13 protein-coding genes are annotated in these 15184 nt (G+C 67.6%); 3 read left to right on the top strand and 10 right to left on the bottom strand.

Annotation, left to right across the window (positions count from 1 at the left end; translation table 11 throughout):
• The 8 genes from ACLQ3C_RS17635 to macS all read right to left on the bottom strand — a co-directional run.
• Nucleotides 1–822 (bottom strand): DUF222 domain-containing protein (locus ACLQ3C_RS17635; RefSeq protein ID WP_425706385.1); only part of this gene is annotated, 822 nt, incomplete at its 3' end.
• A gap of 241 nt (nt 823–1063) precedes the next feature.
• Entirely contained in the window at nt 1064–1414 is a 351-nt protein-coding gene (locus tag ACLQ3C_RS17630; RefSeq protein WP_425706384.1) for an ectoine synthase, read from the bottom strand.
• The gene (locus ACLQ3C_RS17625; RefSeq protein ID WP_425706383.1) at nt 1392–2324 is read right to left on the bottom strand and encodes an alpha/beta hydrolase fold domain-containing protein; all 933 of its coding nucleotides are present in this window, start codon (nt 2322–2324) and stop codon (nt 1392–1394) included. Before ACLQ3C_RS17625 ends, ACLQ3C_RS17630 begins: the two co-directional genes overlap by 23 nt.
• A 79-nt stretch (nt 2325–2403) precedes the next feature.
• Nucleotides 2404–3081 carry a FadR/GntR family transcriptional regulator gene (locus tag ACLQ3C_RS17620; protein WP_425706382.1) on the bottom strand — a complete coding sequence of 226 codons (678 nt, stop codon included), beginning with the start codon at nt 3079–3081 and terminating at the stop codon, nt 2404–2406.
• 5 nt (nt 3082–3086) lie between these two features.
• Nucleotides 3087–3980, bottom strand: coding sequence for a sulfite exporter TauE/SafE family protein (locus ACLQ3C_RS17615; RefSeq protein WP_425706381.1), 894 nt, complete (start codon nt 3978–3980; stop codon nt 3087–3089).
• Between the two features lie 133 nt (nt 3981–4113).
• A complete protein-coding gene (locus tag ACLQ3C_RS17610) occupies nt 4114–6162 on the bottom strand; it encodes a DUF2339 domain-containing protein (protein ID WP_425706380.1) in 2049 nt (682 codons plus the stop codon).
• A 120-nt stretch (nt 6163–6282) separates the two neighbouring features.
• Nucleotides 6283–6924, bottom strand: coding sequence for a response regulator (locus tag ACLQ3C_RS17605; RefSeq protein ID WP_425706379.1), 642 nt, complete (start codon nt 6922–6924; stop codon nt 6283–6285).
• Nucleotides 6921–8129: a MacS family sensor histidine kinase gene (gene macS / locus ACLQ3C_RS17600; protein ID WP_425706378.1), complete on the bottom strand. Its 1209-nt coding sequence runs from the start codon at nt 8127–8129 to the stop codon at nt 6921–6923. The genes ACLQ3C_RS17605 and macS overlap by 4 nt, the downstream gene beginning before the upstream one ends.
• Nucleotides 8130–8331: 202 nt before the next feature.
• On the opposite strand from macS, the gene ACLQ3C_RS17595 reads away from it, so the two are divergent.
• Nucleotides 8332–8829, top strand: coding sequence for a hypothetical protein (locus ACLQ3C_RS17595; RefSeq protein WP_425706377.1), 498 nt, complete (start codon nt 8332–8334; stop codon nt 8827–8829).
• 27 nt (nt 8830–8856) lie between these two features.
• On the opposite strand, the gene ACLQ3C_RS17590 is transcribed toward ACLQ3C_RS17595, so the two are convergent.
• Nucleotides 8857–9387, bottom strand: a complete 531-nt coding sequence (locus ACLQ3C_RS17590; RefSeq protein WP_425706376.1) for a DoxX family protein — start codon at nt 9385–9387, stop codon at nt 8857–8859.
• Between the two features lie 540 nt (nt 9388–9927).
• On the opposite strand from ACLQ3C_RS17590, the gene lon reads away from it, so the two are divergent.
• Nucleotides 9928–12306 (top strand): endopeptidase La, encoded by a 2379-nt coding sequence (lon, locus tag ACLQ3C_RS17585; RefSeq protein ID WP_425706375.1) that lies wholly within the window; start codon nt 9928–9930, stop codon nt 12304–12306.
• A 79-nt stretch (nt 12307–12385) separates the two neighbouring features.
• Here the strand turns inward: lon and ACLQ3C_RS17580 are convergent, their stop codons facing one another.
• The gene (locus ACLQ3C_RS17580) at nt 12386–13501 is read right to left on the bottom strand and encodes an LLM class flavin-dependent oxidoreductase (protein WP_425706374.1); all 1116 of its coding nucleotides are present in this window, start codon (nt 13499–13501) and stop codon (nt 12386–12388) included.
• A gap of 293 nt (nt 13502–13794) precedes the next feature.
• Between ACLQ3C_RS17580 and ACLQ3C_RS17575 the strand changes: the two genes are divergently transcribed.
• On the top strand, nt 13795–15093 hold the full coding sequence (locus ACLQ3C_RS17575; protein ID WP_425706373.1) for an NtaA/DmoA family FMN-dependent monooxygenase: 1299 nt from the start codon (nt 13795–13797) through the stop codon (nt 15091–15093).
• Nucleotides 15094–15184: the final 91 nt, after the last annotated feature.

Below are 15184 nucleotides of genomic sequence, written 5' to 3'. Positions count from 1 at the left end.
GGTGTCGGCCGGGATGGTCAACAGCACCCCACCGGTCGGCTTGCAGGACACCGTCTCGTCGGCGAGGCCCTTTTGGGCGAGCTCGAGGATCGTTTCGAAGGCGTCAGCACGTTTGCGTTCGGCCGGCCGCGGATCGTGCGATCCGTCGGGCTGAGGCTTTGGCGCGGACAGTGTTTCGACGAGGCTGTGCAGCTTCTCCCCGGCGACCGCATCGAGGTTGGCGCGCACGTCGAGGCGTCCGTCGCTGGTCTTGTGGTAGCCGAGCTCGTTGACGGTCTTGTCTTCGGCGGCAGGTATGCCACCGGTGTCGTCGGCGAGTTCGTTACCGAGTTGGTATGCGTGCTTGCCGATTTCGGCGGGACTCATCCCGGACAGTGCTTGGGAGACGAGTGCGCGGGTGTGGTCGCGGCGTTGCTCGATTGTGACGGGTTCGCCGGCGCGGGAGGCGATGTGGGTGAGTCCGCGGACGACGGCGTCGGCGTGGTCGAGGGACACCGACCCGTAGGCGCTGTGCTTATGCAGCCCGTCGATGTCGTCGGCGGTGCCGACGTGGACGAGCCGGCCCGCGACAGCCGGGGCGAATCCCATGGTGATCAACAGTTCTCGAACCGATCGGCCTTGGGGTGCGGTTATCTTGAGGCGGTCGAACTCGCCGGTCAGTTTCGCCGCGTAGTGATCGAGCATGTTGCGCAACGTGTTCAGTTGCTGCATCGCTGCGAAGGCTTCTCGTGAGGTGAGGTCTGGACTGTAGGTGCGATCGTCGAGTTGGGCGATGAGGTGCCCGTACAGTTCGGCGGAAAGAGTGGTGGTGTCGTCGATCATGGATTCCCCCCTGGATGATCTTGCGATGGGTCCAGTCTAGCAGAAGATATGTTCGACGCGCAAGTGTTCGAGGGCTAATCCACAAGGGCTGCAACCGGTTTCGTCCCACTGGTGAACTATTGTCACAGCGGTGAACGAATTTCCCTGCGGTGAACAGCAGTCACACCGGCGGACTGCGCCGGCACGAGACAACCGGATACTGTTGCGGGACAGGGTGAACAACCGATCAGCACCCGTTGACCTACGGACTGCCCGGCGGCACAGCGGGGGTGAAGACGCAGTACATGCGTAGTCGGGTCTCGGCCACGATGGTATGCCGCTCATGCTTGTCGAGCAGATACATCGTTCCCGGGTCGAGCGGATAGGTGACACCGTTGTCACGGTCGACGAGCTGGCCGTGGCCCTCGATCAGCCAGACGGCCTCGATGTAATCCGGGTAATGCAGCGGTGTTTGGGTACCGGGCGCCACGGTCGTCTCGTGCAGCGAGTATCCGAGGTCGTCGTCGGACAGGATGATGCGTTTGGACGTCCACGTGTCGCTGTCGACTTGGCGGTCGGTGCCGGTGATCTCAGCGGTCGTGCGAACTATCATCGTGGTCCTCCTTGATCCCATGAATGAAGTCGAGCAATTCGTTTGTGGCCGTGCGTGCTTCGGGGATGGCCTTCATGATCCAGTTGTGAAACATCCCCGGGTACTCATGCAGCTCGCCGGGCACGCCGGCGGCGTCGCCGAGTTGTTTGATGCGGCGGGCGTCGGGCAACAGGATGTCGCGTGTCCCGATGAACACCGTCAGCGGCGGATACCCGTTCAGGTCGGCGAACGCCGGACTGATCCCCGGATCGTCGAGCGCACGCCCGGCCGCATACCACCGGCCGGCCTGCCGTAAACCCGTGACGCCGAGTTCAGGGTCGGTGGGGTCGATGCGCCACGAATCGGGATCGTCGGTGGCCAGATCGATCCATGGGGAGAACAAGGCGAGGGCAACCGGTAGCGGCTCCTGTGCTTGCTGTAGGAGATGTACCAGGGTCAACGCTAGGGTGCCGCCTGCGGAATCGCCGAACACCAGGCGATCGGTCGGATGCGTTCGGGTCATCACCGTGCGGTACGCGTCCGCCACCATCGGGACGATCGTGCGGTGATCGTGTTCGGGCGCCAAAGGATACATCGGCAGCGAGTAGGTGCACCCGAGGCGATCGACGATCCGGGCGGCGAAGCGCCAGTGATGCGGTTCGGGCGCTTCGACGAATCCGCCACCGTGCAGATGGAAGATGTGCCACCGGCTGCGCAGTTTCTCCTTGGGCGACAGCGTGAAACAGTCGTGGCCGTCGATCTCGTCCACGGCCACCCGGTATCGGCGAGTGAGCCATCGGGGTGGCCGCGACCGATCCGGATCCTGATGTGCGGCGAGACCGGCACGCATCGCTGCGGGATCGGCGTAGAAGTGCTTGTTGCGTTGTGCCCGGATTCGTCCGATCAGCAGCCGTGCACGCAAGGACGTCATCGGGAGCGCATACCCATCCGGCGCGCGCCCGAATCATCGCCGACTTCGACGACGTCGGTCGTCATGGCGGGTGACGGTGTCAGTCGCCGGCGGAGGTTATGCCTTCAGCCAGTCCGAGAAGGTGTGTCCGGGTGCGGCTTTCGGCGGCGTCGGCATCTCGGGCGAGGATGGCGTCGACGACGGCACCGTGGTCGTCGTCGTCCTTGCTGTCGAGCGGCATCAAGGAGAGCATGTCGGTCATCGCGGCCACCAGGCGGGGTTCGATGCTGTCGAACAAGGCGGTCAGCAGACTGTTGTGTGACGCCGCGACGATGCGCCGGTGCAGTCGCATGTCGACGGCTGCAAGTGTTTCCGGGTCGCTGCCGGTGACGGTATGCCGGTCCTCGAGTGCCCTGGTGATGGCGGCGGCGTCGTCGGAGTCGTGTGCGAGGGCGGCGAGTCCAGCGGCTCGCGCCTCGATGGCGATGCGCACCTGGATCACGTCGGTGATCTCCGCGATCTGGGCGAGATCATCCCAGGGCTCGGCCGGCTTTGCCGCGGCGAGGAACACGCCGACACCCTGCTTGGTCGTCAGCACGCCACGCGCGGCGAGCCGGCGGATCGCCTCACGGATCGTGGAGCGGCCCACGGAAAGCTCCGCGGCGAGTGCCACCTCACCCGGGAGCTGTTCGCCGACCTCCCAGCGTCCGGCCGCAACGTCGTCGAGCAGTGCCCGTGCGGCCTGCTCGGACAACGGGACCCGCGTGAGTGCTTCCATTCGCCCTATTCCTCGGTGAGTGCTCGCTCCGATGATAGGGGAGGCGCCGCAGCGGTTGCGGTGCTCGCCTGCGCCTCCCGCCACATCCGGAACATCTCGCGGATGGCGATCGCCAGGGCGAACACTGCGAACACCAGACCCAGCACCCGCACGTTCAGTGCCAGGGCGACCAGGGCGCCGACGATCGCGCCGGGCAGCGCACCCAGGTTGAGGATGCCGCCCAAGCGCAGGTCCGCCGTGCCCTGCCGCGCGTGGGTGATGGTGCCGACGATCGCATTCGGGAAGAACATCAGCAGTGAGGTGCCCTCGGCGGTGGGCAGGTCGGTACCGAACAGGAGCATCAGCGCCGGGACTGCCAACAGTCCGCCGCCCAGACCCATCCCGGCCGCCCAGGCGCCGATGACCAGACCGAGCACCAGCGACACCGGGATGACGTAGCCGAGGCTCTCGAGCACGCCGTCGGAGACGATCGCCGACCCCTGCAGCGGGTCGGCGCCGGCGGTGTCGAGGAACAGTTTGAGGCAGGTCAGTACCAGGATCGCCACGAACAGCCAGCGCAACATCAGATGGGGCAGCCGCAGGATCAGGCGTGCGCCCCAGACCGCGCCCAGCGTGGCGCCGATGACCATGCCGGTGCCCGCGCGCAGGTCGATCGACCCGCCTGCGATCGCGAACGTCGCCGCGCCGACTCCGCACACCGCGATGTTGGCGGCGCCGGCGGTGCCGTGCAGGGCGGGCCGCGACAAGGAGGTCACCTTCTCGAGCGCTGGGACGAAGAACACGCCGCTGCCCCCACCGAGAAGGCCGCCGATGAAACCTCCGGTCGCCCCGATCCCGAGCTGGGTGCCCATCCCGGGACCGGGGGTGGGCTGGTATGGCGATGGCTGCGCGCTCTTCATGACTTCTCCTCACTCGACGATCCACGCACTGTAGCACTTGTCTGACAAGTAGGAGGGGGTGCTTCAGCCAATGCAGAAAGGCGGTGGTGGGAGACGTCTGTCCCGGCTCCCACCACCGCCTCATGCCGTGAATCTATGTGTGTGCCGCCGTGCGCCGCCCGTCGGTGGAGTTCAGCGACTGGGCGTAGACCACACCGAGCGACAGCAGCAGCAACCCGACGACGATGAAGGCGATCACCCGGAAGAGCCCGTCGAGAGCGGCGAGGTCGAAGAGGAACAGTTTGGCGACCGCCGCGGCGATCACCGCGAGGCTCACGGTCACCGTCAACGTGCGAACCGGGCCGCTGCGGTGGCGCGCCCAGACGAGCCCCGCGGCAGCGGTGGCAACCCAGACAATGGTGGCGACGGCGTGACCGGCGCGGAACCCGCTGTCGGAGCCACCCGAGAGCGCTCCGCCGAGGCCGACGCAGATCTCGGTGACCAGACCCAGCGAGATCAGGGCGCCGACGGTACCGATGGTGTGCAACTCGGCCTCGGGGCGGTTCTGCGACCACGACCAGGTCAGCACGGCGACCGCGGCCAGGCTCACCGCCGCGACGATCACGAGTTGCGCCTGCTCGGTGACCGTCAGGGAACTGTTGACGAGTAGCCGGTTCAGCGCACCGAACGGCAGGGACGCGAACAGCGCGACGGCGGTGAACACGGTCGCGATGATCCGCATCGGCAACGCGAATTCGGTTGTCACGCAAGCTGCCACGGCGACGACCAGTCCGATGCCGGCGAGACCGATGAGGATTCCACGGCCGTCGAGGATGGCGATGAGTGCGGCGGCCGCGGTGACCGACGCGCTGGTCAGCCACACCGTCCGCACCGCGTGGGTGACCCCGCGGACGGTTCCCGAGACGAACGTCAGCACGATTACCGTGAGGGCCGTCGCGGCCAGCATCATCGCGGCCACCACGTCACCGGCCAGGTACTCGGCACCGAGCATCGGCACGACGCTGGCCATGGCGATCAGCGTGATGAGCAGCGGACGGCTGGAACTGCGCAGCAGTGCAAGCGTGGAACCAAGGGCGAGTAGCACGTTCAGCATCAGGGCGAGAACGAAGAACCACCGGATGTCGTCGGTGCGGTAGTGGTGACCGTCGGCGATGACGAAGAGCAGCGGCACGGTCGTGGCGGCGGTGTTGACGGCGAACAGCGCGGTCCAGTTGCGGCCCAACTGAATCCACAACGCCGACGCGGCGACGCAGAGCATGAAGCCGACGAGCACGGCGTCGACGCCGCCGGTGATGATCGGGGCGAAGACTAGCACGGGCACACCGACCATCAGGGCCAGCGTCTGCGAATCCCACCAGCGCGCGACGCCGAGGCCACCCGCGGCGATCGCGGCGGCGAGGATCAGCGACACATAGTCGGGGGCCCAGTGATAGATCGTGGTGATGGCGAGTGCGTCGAACAGGGCCGCGGCGATGCCGGTGGCGACGAGAGCCGAAGCGCCGGAGCGTTTTCCGGCGTCACGGCCGATCCAGACGCCGACTCCGACGAGAATCGCCGCCAACATCGCACCACCGGCCACCCGCAATTCCGGGCGCAAGAGCCCGGCCTGCGCAGCCAGCACGAGAAGCAGCACGACGCCGACCAACGTGATCGCAACGCCCGCGCCGGCGAGGAGTTTGCCGATCAGTCCACGCTCGGCGGCCGACGAGATCCGGTCGGACACCGAGCGTTTCGGTGCCGCTGAGGGTCGGACGCGGTGTGTGGGGTAGGGCGCGTACGGCCGCGGTGCAACCGGTGGCATCGGATACGGCGATACCGGGCGCATGGTCGGGCCCGGAGGGATCAGACGCGGTGGGATCAGACGCGGGGGAATGAGGTGCGGAGTGACCGGCGGCGGAGTGACTGGGGGAGCGATCGGGTGGCCGGGGGCCACGAACGGCGGTGCCGGTGCGGCCGGGGGAGGCGGCGTGAACTGGGGAGCTTGGGTGTACCGGGGTGCTTGGGTTGCCGGGTGCGCCTGGGTGGCCGAGGCCGGCGGCGTGTCGGTGGTGTCGAGGACGCCGCGCAGCGCGGTCATGTCGTCGGAGATGGCGGTGAATCGGTGGGAGATGTCGGCGAACTGATCGCTGATTCGCTCGAGCACCGTGGCGGCCGACTCGCCGGGGGCAGGTGTGTGGGTCATGGGTTCCAGCGTCGGCGAGTCGGCGCCGTCGATCATGAGTAGTTCTACGTGCATTGCATGGGTAAAAGCCTGTTGAGCAGCGACGTCACCGGAATCGCCGGTCGTTCGGGCGCCCGGATGTCAGTCGCCGTCGAGTCCGTGTTCGATGGCGTAGCGGGCGAGTTCGACGCGGTTGGCCAGCTGTAGCTTCCGCAGGGCCGCACCGACGTGGTTCTCGACGGTGCGGGGGCTGATCGAGAGCCGGCCGGCGATCTGCTTGGAGGAGAGGCCCTTGGCCACCTCGCGCAGCACCTGCGTCTCTCTATCGGTCAATACCGGCGTGTCGGGGCCGGGATCGCGCGCGATCCGCCGGTATTCGCCGAGGACCAGTCCCGCGAGACCGGGTGTGAACACCGGTTGTCCGGCGGCGGTCGCGTGGACGGCCGCGATCAGTTCGGCGCGTTGTGCGCTCTTGACCAGATATCCGGTGGCCCCGGCCTTGACGGCATCGAGGACGTCGTCGCGCTCGTCGGAGGCCGACAGCACGAGCACCCGCGCCTGCGGGCACACCTTGAGCAGTTCGGTGGTGGCCTGTGCGCCGGTCCCATCGGGCATCTGCATGTCCATCAGCACCACATCGGGCTTGGTGGCGCCGGCCCGGGCGGTGGCCGCGCGGACGCCGTCGGCGGTGGCGACCACCTCGAATCCCTCGTCGGCCAGGTCACGGGCGACGCCGTCGCGCCACATCGGATGGTCGTCGACCACCATCACGCGCACGGTCATCGTTGTCTGCCCTTCTCCACCGGAATCGTCAGCTCCCATTCGGTACCCGTCCCCGGCTCCGAACGCAGCTGTGCCCGGCCGCCGAGGTCGTCGATGCGTCCGACAATAGAGCGATCGACGCCCATCCGGCCCTCGGCCCGCGCCTGCTCGAGTCGTCCAGGTGCGATGCCCACCCCGGTGTCCCGGATGCTGATGATCACCTCGTCGTCGAGGTCTTCGAGCAGCAGGTAACTGTGCACGTCGGGGCCGCCGTGCTGCGCGGAGTTGGTGAGGATGTTGCCGATTGCCGCCATCACCTCGGACAAGACGCCGGGAGGCAGTGGTACCGGGTCGGAGGGTGTACTCACCGACACCGTCGCGTCGGCGAGGGCCCGCAGCGCAGCACCCAGATCCGAGTCGGCGTCGGTCTCGACGTCGACCGGCCGCGCCGCGATGAGGCGCCGCAACCGTTCTTCCTGCTGCGCCGCCAGGCGTGCGAGTTCGGCTGTCTCCCCGCCGATCTCGCCACCGCGACGCGCGACGAGGGCCAGCACCTGCAAGACCCCGTCGTGCACCTCGCGCGCCAGCCGCTCACGTTCGCCGGCCTGCGCGGCCGTTCGGATCGCCGCGCTCAGCCGCTCGTGGGTGAGACGCGCCCGCGAGGCGGCGAGCCCGATCGCGACCCCGGTCATCAACAGCAACAGTGCCGTTGCGTTGCGGCCGAAGTTCAGGAAGAGCTCGCCCTTCACATAGAAGTTGGTCACCCCGATAGCGGCGCCGCCGAGCAGTCCCCACAGCGGACCGCCCAGAAGTGCGCACGAGAGAACACAATTGGTCATCCACAGGGTGGTAGGCCAGGTCTGATTGGCTGCGACCCACTCCGTGTCGGCGACGTAGGACGTCGACAGCATCATCACCACCGAGACGGCGACCTCGGAGGCCACAAACCACCAGTGCCGACCGAATCCGGCGAGATACCCTGCCGCCCACCACATGTTCGCGGCAGTCAGCAGCCCGAACAGCACCCAGGCCAGGCCGGGTCTTTCGAGGTCGTGATTGATGACGATCTGAAAGCCGAGCGCATAGGCGAAGGACGCGAGCCGAAACAGTTGCGCGCCGCGCCACAACGGGCCGACGGGGTCGGTGTCGTCGACGCGTAACCACGGCGGGAAGATCCGGTCGAAGCCGGTGGCGATCACAGCCGACGAAGGGCGGGTGCCGGTCATCGAGTCGATGGGATCGATGTGTCGAGGTCACCGTCGGTCGGTGGGCACATGGTTCGTCTCCCCGCGCTCGGCAATGGTCGGCTCCATCATCGCCCAGGTCTTGCCGGGTTCGTCGTTTTCGCGGGTTCATGTCGGTCGTTCGAGGTGCGGCCGTCTTCTTAGTTGTGGTAACGATCACACGGCCGCAGCCGACACTCGGCACATGAACAGAACACACAAGAATCGGTTGATCGCCGGAACGGTCGCGGTCGCCACCGCTGTGGGTATCTGCGGCGGTGCGGGTGCGGCGAATGCCGAGGACACCCTCGGCAAACTCGACGACCACTCCTGTCAGGGAGTCAGCCCCAACATCGTCGACCTTCCCTATGTGGTGACGATTCATGCGCTGCAGCAACAGCAGCCCATCATCCACAACAACGTCGACCTGTACTTGTCCGAGCCGGTGACTCTGCTGGCGCCCTACCAGGTCACCGGGACCCTGACGTGGCGCAGCCCGGTGACGGGACAGCATGGTTCGCAGGCATTCACCGATTCGGTACCGCGTCACCAGTTCCTGATGCCGTTCAGCAGCAGGTCCGACATGCCTGAGTTGACCTTGCACCCCGGTGTCGGGCCGCTCGACGTCACGGTGAAGGCACAACCGAAGGGTGCCGTTCCCGTCGCGCCCGTCACGTGCACGGTGCGCTTCGACGTCATCTGAGCAGCCCGACGCCGGGCTGGGTAGAACTCAGACGCTCTGGGCGGCCAGGGCCTTCTTGCGCCGGCTGAGTACGGCGGCTGCGCCGCCGACGGTCGCGAGCAGCGCGGCGATGCCGACCCGCTCGTGTGCCAGCGGATGCTTCACGACGGCGTCGACCGAGTAGCGGCCCGGGCCGGTCAATACGATTGCCGCCGAGGTCAATCCGAGCACGGCGGGATACTCGAAGCCGCCGTTCTGGGCGAAGAATCCGCTGGGCCGGTGGACGTCGGCCGCGGCGATCATCGCCGCGGCACCCGCGGCGGCGGCGACGCGGGTGCCGGCGCCGAGTGCGATGAGGCCACCGGCGGCTTCACTGACACCCGCGGCGACGGCCGAGGCGGTGGCCGGTTCGAATCCCATCTTCTGCATGCCGGCGGCGGTGCCCTTGATGCCGGGTCCGCCGAACCAGCCCGCGAGCTTCTGGGCGCCGTGGGCGAACAGCGTGGCTCCCACCGCCACCCGCAGGGTCAGCAGTCCGGCGTCTAGTGCGCGGTTCGAGGTGGTCGATTTACGGGACATGGTTGTTCACCTTCCTAATGAATACTGGTAACAGGACTCTAGTCCGTTTTCCGGACCCGTGTTCGTGGGGTGGGTGATGGGGTGGGGTGCGGGTGCCCGGGATGACCGTTTGGTTGCGGCAAATGTGTGCAGACGTCGCGAATATGTGCCCCACAGGACACGCATCGGCCGTGTCGACCCACGGACTGCCGTCATGGCTGTCGCTAGCCTCGATGGCATGGCTGATCGTGGTGATGAGGAGATTCGCGCCGTCGTTGCGCGCGTCTCCGGCTACCGCTTCCGGTCCACGTTTCATCTCCGACGGCCCGAGCGGGCCATCGGCGCCCGCGACGGGATCGCTCTCGTCCGTAAGCATGCCGCCGAACTCCTGACCACCTGGGGATGTGGGTCGACCTGGCCAATGTGTGCTCTGCAGGACACGCATTCGCCGAGCTGGCACACAAACCCTGTCTCTCTCCCGTTCACCCACGGCGAAATATGCCCGGGAACAAACATCCTGCCAGCCAGGTTGAGCCGATCAGACTTAACTTTGGAGGTTAGATGTCCCAGACAGATGAGTCCCAGACCTACTCGTTGCCCGTCCTGTTCGTCCCGGATCTCGTCGTGCTGCCCGGCATGGTCGTGCCGATCCCGCTCGACGACACCGCCCAGGCGACCGTGGACGCGGCCCGGGCCAGCGAGTCCGGAAAACTACTGGTCGCGCCGCGACTGGACGACCGGTACCCGACGCACGGCGTCGTCGCGTCGATCGTGCAGGTCGGACGCATGCCGGGCGGTCAGCAGGCGGCCGTCGTCAAGGGTGAGACCCGTGCTCACATCGGTACCGGCACCACCGGCCACGGCACCGCGCTGTGGGTCGAGGTGACCGAGGTCGCCGAGCCGGAGACGACCGCCGAGACCAAGGCATTGGCCGCCGAGTACAAGAAGCTCGTGCTGGCCATGCTGCAGCGCCGTGAGGCGTGGCAGGTCATCGACGCCGTCAACAAGATGACCGATCCGTCGGCGCTCGCCGACACGTCGGGCTATTCGTCATGGCTCACCGACGCGCAGAAGCGTGAACTGCTCGAGACCGACGACGTCGCGGCGCGACTGCAGCGGTTGATCGACTGGACCGGCGAGCACATCGCCGAGACCGAGGTCTCCGACAAGATCGCCGACGACGTCCGCAACGGCATGGAGAAGCAGCAGAAGGAATTCCTGCTCCGCCAGCAGCTCGGCGCCATCCGCAAGGAACTCGGCGAGGACGAGCCCGACGGCGCCGACGACTATCGCGGCCGCGTCGAGGCCGCCGACCTGCCCGACAAGGTCCGCGAGGCTGCGCTGCGTGAGGTCGGCAAACTCGAGCGCTCGAGTGACCAATCACCTGAAAGTGGTTGGATCCGAACCTGGTTGGACACCGTCCTGGAACTGCCGTGGAGTATCAGCACGACCGACTCCGCCGACATCGCCGGCGCCCGAGAGATCCTCGACGCCGACCATCACGGTCTCGAGGACGTCAAGGACCGCATCGTCGAATACCTCGCGGTGCGTGCCCGCCGGGCCGAACGCGGCCTGCAGGTCGTCGGCGGACGTGGTTCCGGTGCCGTGATGGTGCTGGCCGGTCCACCCGGCGTCGGCAAGACGTCGCTGGGTGAGTCCGTCGCCCGTGCGCTCGGTCGCAAGTTCGTGCGCGTCGCCCTCGGCGGTGTGCGCGACGAGGCCGAGATCCGCGGCCACCGGCGCACCTACGTCGGTGCGTTGCCCGGCCGGATCGTGCGAGCCATCGGCGAAGCGGGATCGATGAATCCCGTTGTGCTGCTGGACGAGATCGACAAGGTCGGCTCCGACTACCGGGGTGATCCGGCGGCGGCGCTGCTCGAGGTCCTCGACCCCGCGCAGAACCACACCTTCCGCGACCACTACCTGGATCTGGATCTCGACCTGTCCGACGTCGTGTTCCTCGCGACCGCCAACGTCATCGAGAACATCCCGTCGGCGCTGCTCGACCGGATGGAGCTGGTGACCATCGACGGCTACACCGAGGACGACAAGGTCGCCATCGCCCGCGACTTCCTGCTCCCGCGACAGGAGGAGCGTGCGGCGCTGACGGGCGACGAAGTGTCGGTCAGTGACGAGGCGCTGCGCGAGATCGCCGCGAACTACACCCGCGAACCGGGCGTGCGGCAATACGAGCGGCTGCTGGCCAAGCTGTTCCGCAAGGTCGCGACGAACATCGAAAGTGGTAAGGCCGCAACGCCGGTCGCCATCGGTGAGTCGGACCTGAAGGAGTACCTGGGCCGTCCGCGGTTCACCCCGGAATCGGAGGAGCGCACCGCGGTGCCCGGTGTGGCGACCGGCCTGGCCGTCACCGGGATGGGCGGCGACGTGCTGTTCATCGAGGTGAGCCGCGTCGGCGGTGCTGAATCCGAGGACGGCAAGCCCGCCGCGGTCGGTGGCACCCGACTGCAACTGACCGGCCAGCTCGGCGACGTCATGAAGGAGTCCGCGCAGATCGCGCTCTCGTATGTGCGCTCGCACGCAAGCGAACTCGGCGTCGACCCGACGGCCCTCGAGGGCACCATCCACGTGCACGTGCCCGCGGGTGCGGTGCCCAAGGACGGACCGTCGGCCGGTGTCACCATGGTCACCGCACTGGTGTCGATGGCCACCGGACGCAAGGTGCGCGCCGAGGTCGGCATGACCGGTGAGGTCACGCTGAACGGACGAGTGCTGCCGATCGGTGGCGTCAAGCAGAAACTGCTTGCCGCACAACGCAACGGGCTGAAGACCATCTTCATCCCGCAACGCAACGAGCCCGACCTGGACGACGTGCCCGCCGAGGTGCTCGATGCGCTGGAGGTCAAGCCCATGATCGATGTCGCCGACATCGTCGAGCAGGCCCTCGAACCGGCCGCGCAGACGGCCGCGACGGCAGCCTGACGGAAACGAATACAGCGCAACGCGGCTCATCCCGCCCGACGGTGGGGTGAGCCGGGTTGCGTTCTCCGGAAGGCTCAGGTCATGGGTGCGTGACGGGCTCGGCGGCCGTGAACCCGGCGGCGCGGCCCGCGTCGTCGGCACTCCACAGGGTCGTGCCGAGTTCTCGGCGCACCAGTGGGATGACCTCCTCGGCGAACTGCGCGAGCACCTCGTGCTGCCGGGGATAGGGCAGCACCGGGTTGATCGAGATCGACTGCAGATCATGGCGATACGAACGGTGGTAGTCGATGATCTTCTCCGCGACCCGCTCTGACGAGCCGACGAGTGCGGGCCCGCGCTCGACGGCGTCCTCGATGGTCGCGAACATGTTGACCTTGCCGATGCGCGTCTCACCGGCGAACTTCTCGCGGTTGCGGGCCGCGATCCCGTCATAGACCGGCCGGTACTCGGCGATCGCGTCGTCGGTCGTGGCCGCCAGGAACAGTCCGCCAGAGCCGGAGCCGACGTAAGCCGCCGCCGGATCATGCCCGTGCTCGGCGTACTTCTCGCGATACCGGTCGATGAGCACCTGGTAGTTCTCGCGGGGCTGCAACGCATTTGCGGTGACGATCGGGTCGCCGTACTGGGCGGCGAGGTCGACGGCGACCGTGGAGGTCGCCGACCCGTGCCAGATCCGGAAGCGTCCGGCGAACGGGCGCGGCACCGTGGTGACGCCGTCGAGAGGCCAGTGATGCTCGCCGCGCCAGGCGACATCTTCTTCGCCCAGCAGTCGCCGGAGCAGCTCGAAGTTCTCGCGCAGATAGTCGTATTGGTGCTCGATCGTGCGGCCGAACATGGGGAAGTGCTTGTCCTCGTTGCCCTTCCCGATGACGATCTCGAGGCGCCCGCCGGAGAGCTGATCGATGGTCGCGTAATCCTCGGCCACGCGCACCGGGTCGAGGAGGCTGAGCACCGTGACACCGGTCGAGAGCAGGATGCGGTCGGTGGCCTGCGCGAGCGCACCGAGCAGGACCGTGGGCGACGACGACAAGAACTCACCGGCGTGCCGTTCGCCCACCGCGTAGGAGTCGAAGCCGAGTTCCTCGGCCAGCACCGCATTCGCCACGACGCGTTCGAGTCGGGTGTGGGCGGAGATCAGTTCACCGGTCACCGGATGCGGGGTGTGCGGGACGATGTCGAGGACTTGGAAACGCATGACAGCTAACTCGTTCCGTGAGGCGGGCGCGACGGGCCACGGTAGGCGCGTCGTCGACGGTTCTGGGCATCGCCAACCTAACAGCGGTGGCCGTGACACCGGCGCCTGCGTTCACCGGCGAATCCAGCGTGCCGGCGTCCAGTCGACGGCACCGATGTCGGTGCAGGCCTGGGGACTTCGGGTTTCGCCGGGAAGCGCGGATGGCGGCCCGCAATCAACGACCGCTGCAACCTCTACGATCACGCTGATTCTTTCGACGGCCGTAGCGACGCGCGGCCCGTAGCGTCGCCCGGATGGGACACGCCGGAGACACGCGGAGAACTCTCAAGACCGTCGCGGGGGTGAGCGGCGGTCCGGACATCTATCGACTGGCGCTCGACCCGGAGAGATCCACGCTCGCAACCGCACTGGAGACGGCACGGATCGCCGAGGACCTGCGGCTCGACGCGCTGTTCGCCGCCGACCTGTTGAGCTTCGGCGCGCAGGGCGCGATCGGCGCCCAGGAACCCATCGTGTTCCTGGGCGCACTGGCCGCGGTCACCGAGCATGTGGGTCTGATCGCCACCGTCACAACGACTTTCCACCATCCGTACAATCTGGCGCGACTGTTCGGAACCCTCGATCACGTCAGCAACGGCCGGGCCGCCTGGAATGCCGTCACCTCCTCACTGGGCGAGGAGAACTACGGCGACGCCGACATTCCCTCACCGGACGATCGGTATGCCCGCGCGACCGAGGTGCTCGAGATCACCAACGCGCTGTTCGACTCGTGGCGGCCGGGAGCGCTCACCGCCGACGCCGACGGTCAGGCGGTGCTCGACGCCGACCTCGTGCGCCCGATCGATCATCGGGGCCGGTACTTCAGTGTCGCCGGACCACTCAACATCCCGCCGCTGCCGCAGCGGCGTCCGGTCCAGTTCCAGGCCGGCCAGTCCGCCGGCGGTATCGAACTCGGCGCGCGTTTTGCCGAGGTCGTCTTCACCTCGCTGCCGACTCTCGAAGATGCGGTCACCTACACCAAGACCATCCGGACCCGCGCCGCCGAACTCGGACGCGATCCCGCGCTGCCGCTGATCTTCAGTTCGCTGCACGCGACGTACGGTGCGACCGAAGCCGAGGCGCTCCGCAAGCGTCGCGAGCGGATCGAGGCGCTCGACCTCGACGTCGCACGCCGCGGGCTCGAGGACATGCTCGGCGGCGCCGACCTCGCCGGGCAGCCGCTGGATGCGCCGATCTCGCCCGATCTCGTCCCCGACCTGTCGACCGTCAACCGCCGACGCGGCCGGGTGGAGATCTTCGCGCGGCTGGCCGCCGAGGGAAAGACGTTGCGAAAGCTGATCATTGCTGCGCAGGACACCGGACATTGGGCATTCGCCGGTACGCCCGAGCAGATCGCCGACGCCATCGAGGAGCGCTACCGCGCCGGGGTCCTCGACGTCGTCTCGCTCGGCGGCCTCACCGACCCGGCGACCTACGAGTTCGTCGCGCAGGGCGTGTTGCCGCTGCTGCGCAGGCGCGGGATCGTCGGCGAGGACTACCTCGGACACACGTTCCGCGAGAATCTGGAACTGCCACCGCTGCCGCCGGTCTGATCTCCGCGCCGGGAGTGGGCCGAGCGGCGCGCCGCCGGGGACTACGGTGAGAGGCGAAGCCTCGGTTCGCGCGTCAGCAAAGGAGCTTTCC

The sequence above is a fragment of the Gordonia sp. DT30 genome (assembly GCF_049844915.1).
Lineage (GTDB): Bacteria > Actinomycetota > Actinomycetes > Mycobacteriales > Mycobacteriaceae > Gordonia.
Note: the sequence above shows the minus strand (reverse complement) of the source record. Positions and strands in the feature narration are given on the sequence as shown.

Bases quoted from the DNA above. Each gene is read 5' to 3' on its own strand.
- ACLQ3C_RS17630 (WP_425706384.1), bottom strand. From the start codon at position 1,414: ATGATAGTTCGCACGACCGCTGAGATCACCGGCACCGACCGCCAAGTC.
- ACLQ3C_RS17625 (WP_425706383.1), bottom strand. From the start codon at position 2,324: ATGACGTCCTTGCGTGCACGGCTGCTGATCGGACGAATCCGGGCACAA.
- ACLQ3C_RS17620 (WP_425706382.1), bottom strand. From the start codon at position 3,081: ATGGAAGCACTCACGCGGGTCCCGTTGTCCGAGCAGGCCGCACGGGCA.
- ACLQ3C_RS17615 (WP_425706381.1), bottom strand. From the start codon at position 3,980: ATGAAGAGCGCGCAGCCATCGCCATACCAGCCCACCCCCGGTCCCGGG.
- ACLQ3C_RS17610 (WP_425706380.1), bottom strand. From the start codon at position 6,162: ATGACCCACACACCTGCCCCCGGCGAGTCGGCCGCCACGGTGCTCGAG.
- ACLQ3C_RS17605 (WP_425706379.1), bottom strand. From the start codon at position 6,924: ATGACCGTGCGCGTGATGGTGGTCGACGACCATCCGATGTGGCGCGAC.
- macS (WP_425706378.1), bottom strand. From the start codon at position 8,129: ATGACCGGCACCCGCCCTTCGTCGGCTGTGATCGCCACCGGCTTCGAC.
- ACLQ3C_RS17595 (WP_425706377.1), top strand. From the start codon at position 8,332: ATGAACAGAACACACAAGAATCGGTTGATCGCCGGAACGGTCGCGGTC.
- ACLQ3C_RS17590 (WP_425706376.1), bottom strand. From the start codon at position 9,387: ATGTCCCGTAAATCGACCACCTCGAACCGCGCACTAGACGCCGGACTG.
- lon (WP_425706375.1), top strand. From the start codon at position 9,928: ATGTCCCAGACAGATGAGTCCCAGACCTACTCGTTGCCCGTCCTGTTC.
- ACLQ3C_RS17580 (WP_425706374.1), bottom strand. From the start codon at position 13,501: ATGCGTTTCCAAGTCCTCGACATCGTCCCGCACACCCCGCATCCGGTG.
- ACLQ3C_RS17575 (WP_425706373.1), top strand. From the start codon at position 13,795: ATGGGACACGCCGGAGACACGCGGAGAACTCTCAAGACCGTCGCGGGG.